We start from the raw sequence: 5,982 nt of genomic DNA on the forward strand, positions 1-5,982 counted from the left end.
CCCAGCCACCCCACAGCCGTCAGTTCGGCACCGTCAGCACGATCCGGCCCTCGCAGTCCCCGGATTCGAGCAGGCGGTGCGCCTCGGCGGCCTGCGCCAGCGGCAGCGTGGTGTGCGGCATGTTCACCGTGCCCGCGGCCACCCACTCGATCGCGCGGCGCGCGGCGGCCTCCGCGGCGGTCGGATCCTGCATCAGCAGTCCGCCGACGTTGAAACCCAGGACGGCGCGGTTGGCGAGCCACAACTCGTTGGCACCGACCCGCACGTCGTCCTCTCCGCTCGCATTGCCCACGGCGAGAAGCCGGCCCAGCGGCGCGAGCACCTCGAGGCTCTCGGCACGCAACCGGCCGCCGACCGGATCCACGACGATGTCCACCGAATCGATGCCCGCGTCCGACAGGGCGCTGCGAAATCCGTTGCTCGACACCACCAGGTCGTATCCGTACCGCTCGGCCTCCGCGGCACGTCGGGCAGACCGAACCGTGCCCAGCACCTGCGTGGCGCCGAGCCGACGGGCCACCTGTGCGGTGATGCCCGACAGGGCACCTGCGGCGCCGTGGATCAGCACCTGGCTTCCCGGACCGACATTGCCCACGAGTTCCAGTGACAGCAGCGCCGTAGTGGTATTCGGGACCAGCGCCACCGCCTCGGCGGCATCGAGGCGAGGGTCCACGGAATCGAGCGGGATCGTGATGGCCGCATCGGCCACCGACACTTCCGCATAGCCGCCCGCGGTCGGGCGAGAGAGCGTCACGACAGGCTGGCCGACCCGCAGATGATGCACGCCGGCACCGACTTCCCGCACCGTTCCCGCCACCTCGAGGCCCGGCACAATCGGTGGTGTCCCGCCGAACTCACCACGACGCATGAGGACGTCCGCCAACCCGACAGCGGCGTGCGAGACGTCGATACTCACCTGGCCGGGCCCCGGCTCCGGGACAGGAAGGTCGGCGGTCTCGAGGACGTCTACTTCGCCGAAACATGAAATGGTGATCGCGCGCATGGTCTACCTCGTCATCTCGTCGTCGCACGGGTACGGCCGCCACCGTAGTACGGTGACGGCCGCGACGAGCCCTCCGAGCGTGCTGTCAGTGGTCGCCGATCTCCAGCACGAGCTTGCCGGTGTTGGCGCCGTCGAACAGCAGATTGAGTGTGCGGCCGAAAGCCTCGACGCCGCCGGTCTCGACCTGTTCGCGGGTCACGATCTCGCCTGCCCGGATCCACTCCGACATCGCCTCCATGCCCTCGGGGAACCGGTCGAGGTAGTCGAACACGATGAACCCCGTCATCGACGCCCGGTTGACCAGTAGCGACAGGTACCGGGACGGGCCGGGCTGCGGGTCGGTGGCGTTGTATCCGGAGATCGCACCACACAGCGCGACCCGGGCGTTCTTGCGGAGCCGGGCCAGTGCGGCGTCGAGGATCTCGCCGCCGACGTTGTCGAAGTAGATGTCGATTCCGTCCGGTGCGGCGGCGCGCAGGGCCTTGCCGACCGATTCGGACTTGTAGTCGATCGCCGCGTCGAAACCCAGCTCCTCGGTCAGCCACGCGCACTTCTCCGGGCCGCCGGCGATGCCGATCACCGTGGCGCCCTTCAGCTTGGCGATCTGCCCGGCGATACTCCCCACCGCTCCCGCCGCCCCCGAGATGAGCACGGTGTCGCCCTTCTCCAGCTTGCCGATGTCGGTGAGGCCGAAGTAGGCGGTCATCCCCGGGAACCCGAGCGCGCCCAGCCACGTCGGCGCCGGGGCGAGCGACTCGTCGACCGCGAGTGCGCCGCGGCCGTCGGAGAGCGCGAACTCCTGCACGCCGAACTGTCCGGAGACGAGCTGTCCCTCCGGGAACTTCGCGTTCTTCGACGCCACCACCCGGCCGACGGCGTGGGTGCGCATCACCTCACCGATCGCCACCGGCGGCACGTACGACTTCACGTCGTCGAGCCACCCGCGCATCGCGGGATCGAGGGACACGTACTCCACCTTCACGGTGAATTCGCCGTCCGCGGGTTCGGGGATCGGTTCCGACGTGATCTCCCAGGTGGAGTCGTCGGGCCGGCCGACCGGACGCTTCGCCAGTCGGACCTGCCTGTTCACGGATGTCACGGTGTTCACCTTTCGGGTACTTCTGCGGTCAGTGCGTCGTTCTTCAGTGCGGTCCGGTCGATCGACCGCTTGAGGATCTTTCCGGTCGACCCCTTCGGGAGGGAATCGACGATCGCGACGATCCGGGGAATCTTGTATGCGGACAGTCGTTCCCGCGCCCAGCTGGTCAGGTCGCCGGCGTCCAGACCGGAACCGGGGACGGTGGCCACGACCGCGGCCACCTCCTCGCCGTAGTGGTCGTCGGGAACACCCACGACGGCGGCCTCGAGGATGTCAGGGTGTGTGTACAACACCTCCTCGACTTCGCTCGGGTACACGTTGTATCCGCCGCGGATGATGAGGTCCTTGACCCGGTCGACGATGCGCAGATCCCCGTCCGCATCGATCTCGCCCAGATCCCCCGTGCGCAGCCAGCCGTCCGAGTCCAGGACGGCCGCGGTGTCGGACGGCCGGTTCCAGTAACCCTTCATCACGGTCGCGCCCTTCACGAACACCTCGCCGACGGTGCCGGGAGGGCAGGCGGTGGTGTCGTGGTCCCGCACCTGGACCTCCAGCCGGGGCACCGCGCGTCCGGTGAAGCCGATCTTTCCGCCGCGGTCGATGTCGTTGAACGTGCCGAACGCGGTGGTCTCGGTGAGCCCGTATCCCTCGAGGATGGTGCACCCGAAGCGGGACTCGAATTCGCGGGCCACTTCGCCCGGCAGCGACGCGCCCCCGGAGATGGCAATGCGCAGTTGCGTGAAGTCCTGCGAGTCGGCCCCGTCCGCGGCGTGGAGCATCGCGTTCCACATCGTCGGCACCCCGGCCATGATCGTGAGGCGATCGCGTCGGAGGAGAGCGAGCATCGCGGCCGGGTCGAACCGGGCCAGCAGCGACAGCGACCCGCCGCCCGTGAACGTCGCCATCATGACCGAGGCCTGGCCGAAGACGTGGAACAGCGGAAGTCCGGTGCCCGTCCGGTCGTCGGTCGAACCGCGACTGCATTCGGCGCCGATCTCACCGCCGGACAGCAGGTTCCCGACCGTCAGTTCCGCGCCCTTCGGCCGCCCGGTGGTGCCGGACGTGTAGAGGATGGCGGCGGTGTCGTCGCGGTTCCGCTCGACGACGGGGACCGGCTCGGCGTCCGGTGCGGCGGCGTCGGGTGCGAGCGTCCAGACTGGGATGTCCAGTGCGGACGCGGCGTCGCCGATCGCGGGCCCGAGTTCGTGCCACACGACGGCGAGCGCGGCGCCGGCGTCGGTGAGGACGTACTCGGTCTCGGGCCGGGTGGACATCGTGTTCACCGGGACCACGACGCACCCCGCCGCCTGAATTCCCAGATACGCCACCACGAACTCGGGCACGGAGGGTGCGGCCAGGAGAATTCTGTCGCCGGGGGACAGGCCCGCTTCGGTGAGTGCTCCCGCATACCGGGTGCTCGCGTCGCGCAACTGTCCGTAGGTCAGGGTGCTGTCCGCACCCCGTAGTGCGATGTTGTCGGGAGTGGCGTCCGCGTGGCGGGACACCGGATCGATCACATTTGCCATGTCGTCAACCTCCGACGCGGTACAGGGTTTTCCGGCCTCGACGGCACGGGCGGTTATCCGGCCTCGACGACGCGGGCGACGGACTCGGACACGACCACCGGCTTGTCGGAGCCCTCGCGTTCGACGACCTGGCTCATCGTCACCTGGATGCCGCCCCCGACCTGTTCCGCGGACTGCACGGTGGCGCGCATCCGGATGCGTGAACCCGCCGGCACCGGCGCGGGGAAACGGACCTTGTTGTAGCCGTAGTTCAGGCTGTGGGCGAAACCGTCGAACCGCAGCAGGGTCGCCGACAGCGCCGGTCCGAGGGACAGGCTGTACAGCCCGTGCGCGATGGTGCCGCCGAGTGGGCTGGCGGCGGCGCGCTCGGGATCGATGTGGATCCACTGGTGGTCGCCGGTCGCGTCGGCGAAGGCGTTGACGCGTTCCTGGGTGACGTCGTGCCAGTCGGTGGGGCCCAACTCCTTGCCGATCAACGCCGTGAGCTCGTCGAAGCTCGCGGGGCGAACGGGCAGTGCGGTGGTGTCGGTCATCTGTCTCCCTCAATTCCGGGTGGTGCAGGGCCTGGATGTGTCACGTTGGCTGCATCGAACTTCGAGGTGTTCGTCGAACTCCGACACTTGAACTTGACGACGGATTCAACTATACAAAAGAGAGACGCGAGTCACAACGCACGGCGAAGGAGAGGACACCTCGTGAAGGTTGCACAGAAGGTCGCCATCGTGACCGGCGGTGGAGGCGGTATCGGCGGGGCGATCGCGGACCGTCTCGCCGACCAGGGCGCCAAGGTGCTGGTCGCCGATCTCGACCCGAACGCCGCCGCCGCGGTTGCGGACGGAATCAACGCACGTCACCCCGGAACGGCCGTCGCCGAAGGCGCCGACGTCGCGGACGCCGATCAGATCCGGCGCATCATCGATCGCGCGGAGACCGAGTTCGGCCCGGTCGATCTCTACTTCGCCAACGCCGGCATCGCGGGAGCACCCGGTCTCGACGCCGACGACGCCGGCTGGGATCTCGCGATCGACGTCAACGTCCGCGCCCACATCCGCGCCGCCCAGCAGCTCGTGCCGAAGTGGGTGGAGCGGGGCGAGGGGTACTTCGTGTCGACCGCGTCAGCGGCCGGGCTCCTCACTCAAATCGGCTCGGCCACCTACGCGGTCACCAAGCATGCGGCCGTAGCGTTCTCCGAATGGCTGTCGGTCACCTATGGGGACAACGGAGTTCGCGTCAGCTGTCTCTGTCCGATGGGAGTCGAGACGAAGTTGATGCGCTCCGGCGAGAACTCGGGTGATCCACTCGGAGTCGCGGCCACCCGCGCCGTCGTCTCGGCAGGCGACGTGCTGCAGCCCGAGCAGGTCGCCGACATCGTGCTCGACGCCGTGGACCGGGAGACGTTCCTGATCCTGCCCCACGAGAGCGTCCTCACCATGTACCGGCAGAAGGGATCCGACTACGACCGCTGGCTGCGCGGGATGCGCCGCTACCAGAGTTCGCTGCTGGAGCACGCGTGACACCCGAGCACGCAGACCTGGTCCTCGCCGAGCGGCGCGGACCGGTCCTGGTGCTGACCTTCAACCGGCCGGACAAGCTGAACGCCTGGACCGACGACCTCGAAGACCGGTACTTCACGCTGCTGAGCGACGCCGAGGACGACCCGGACGTCCGCGCGATCGTGGTGACCGGAGCCGGGCGCGGGTTCTGCGCCGGCGCCGACCTCGGACGCCTGCAGGCCGTCGGTGACGTGTCCGAAGCGGACCTCCTCCGGCCGCGCCCCCGCGACCTTCCCGCGACACTGCGCAAACCGCTGATCGGGGCGATCAACGGGGTCGCCGCCGGTCTCGGAATGGTGGAGGCCCTCTACTGCGACATCCGGTTCGCCTCGGCGTCCGCCCGGTTCACGACCGCCTTCGCCAAGCGGGGACTGATCGCCGAATACGGCATCTCCTGGCTGCTGCCCCGGCTCGTGGGACGCAGCCGCGCCACCGACCTGCTGCTGTCGAGCCGCATGGTCGACGCCGAGGAGGCACTGCGCATCGGACTCGTCGACCACCTCGTGCCAGACGGTTCGGTCGTCGACGGCGCGGTCGCCTATGCCGAACAGCTGTCGACGCACTGCTCCCCGACGTCGATGGCCGTCATCAAGGACCAATTACAGAACGATGCGGACGGCCCGTACGCCGAGTCCGTGGCCCGAGCGGAAGGCCTGATGTTGCAGGCGTTCCGCGGGGCCGATCTCGTCGAGGGCGTACAGAGTCACCTCGACAAGCGCACACCCATGTTTCCCTCACTACCCGTCAGGAGTTCCCATGTCCCTGTTTGACATCTCGGATGGCGCCCAGCAGTTGCAGACC

6 protein-coding genes are annotated in these 5,982 nt (G+C 68.7%); 2 read left to right on the forward strand and 4 right to left on the reverse strand.

Going from position 1 to position 5,982, the window contains the following annotated elements; genetic code table 11:
- Positions 1-19: 19 nt before the first annotated feature.
- The 4 genes from AZG88_RS40480 to AZG88_RS40495 all read right to left on the reverse strand — a co-directional run bounded on the left by AZG88_RS40480 (position 20) and on the right by AZG88_RS40495 (position 4,161).
- Complete coding sequence (locus AZG88_RS40480) at positions 20-1,003, reverse strand: quinone oxidoreductase family protein (protein ID WP_005252922.1); 984 nt, start codon at positions 1,001-1,003, stop codon at positions 20-22.
- Between the two features lie 85 nt (positions 1,004-1,088).
- Positions 1,089-2,102 carry an NADP-dependent oxidoreductase gene (locus AZG88_RS40485; RefSeq protein WP_025432984.1) on the reverse strand — a complete coding sequence of 338 codons (1,014 nt, stop codon included), beginning with the start codon at positions 2,100-2,102 and terminating at the stop codon, positions 1,089-1,091.
- Positions 2,103-2,107: 5 nt separating this feature from the next.
- The gene (locus AZG88_RS40490) at positions 2,108-3,628 is read right to left on the reverse strand and encodes an AMP-binding protein (protein ID WP_061700965.1); all 1,521 of its coding nucleotides are present in this window, start codon (positions 3,626-3,628) and stop codon (positions 2,108-2,110) included.
- A 53-nt stretch (positions 3,629-3,681) separates the two neighbouring features.
- Positions 3,682-4,161, reverse strand: coding sequence for a MaoC family dehydratase (locus tag AZG88_RS40495; protein ID WP_061700967.1), 480 nt, complete (start codon positions 4,159-4,161; stop codon positions 3,682-3,684).
- A 162-nt stretch (positions 4,162-4,323) separates the two neighbouring features.
- On the opposite strand from AZG88_RS40495, the gene AZG88_RS40500 reads away from it, so the two are divergent.
- A complete protein-coding gene (locus AZG88_RS40500; RefSeq protein ID WP_061700969.1) occupies positions 4,324-5,142 on the forward strand; it encodes an SDR family oxidoreductase in 819 nt (272 codons plus the stop codon).
- Positions 5,139-5,951 carry an enoyl-CoA hydratase-related protein gene (locus tag AZG88_RS40505; RefSeq protein WP_061042762.1) on the forward strand — a complete coding sequence of 271 codons (813 nt, stop codon included), beginning with the start codon at positions 5,139-5,141 and terminating at the stop codon, positions 5,949-5,951. The genes AZG88_RS40500 and AZG88_RS40505 overlap by 4 nt, the downstream gene beginning before the upstream one ends.
- Positions 5,952-5,982: the final 31 nt, after the last annotated feature.

The organism is Rhodococcus sp. LB1, from assembly GCF_001583455.1.
Taxonomy (GTDB): Bacteria; Actinomycetota; Actinomycetes; order Mycobacteriales; family Mycobacteriaceae; genus Rhodococcus_F; species Rhodococcus_F opacus.

Bases quoted from the DNA above. Each gene is read 5' to 3' on its own strand.
- AZG88_RS40490 (WP_061700965.1), bottom strand. From the start codon at position 3,628: ATGGCAAATGTGATCGATCCGGTGTCCCGCCACGCGGACGCCACTCCC.
- AZG88_RS40480 (WP_005252922.1), bottom strand. From the start codon at position 1,003: ATGCGCGCGATCACCATTTCATGTTTCGGCGAAGTAGACGTCCTCGAG.
- AZG88_RS40495 (WP_061700967.1), bottom strand. From the start codon at position 4,161: ATGACCGACACCACCGCACTGCCCGTTCGCCCCGCGAGCTTCGACGAG.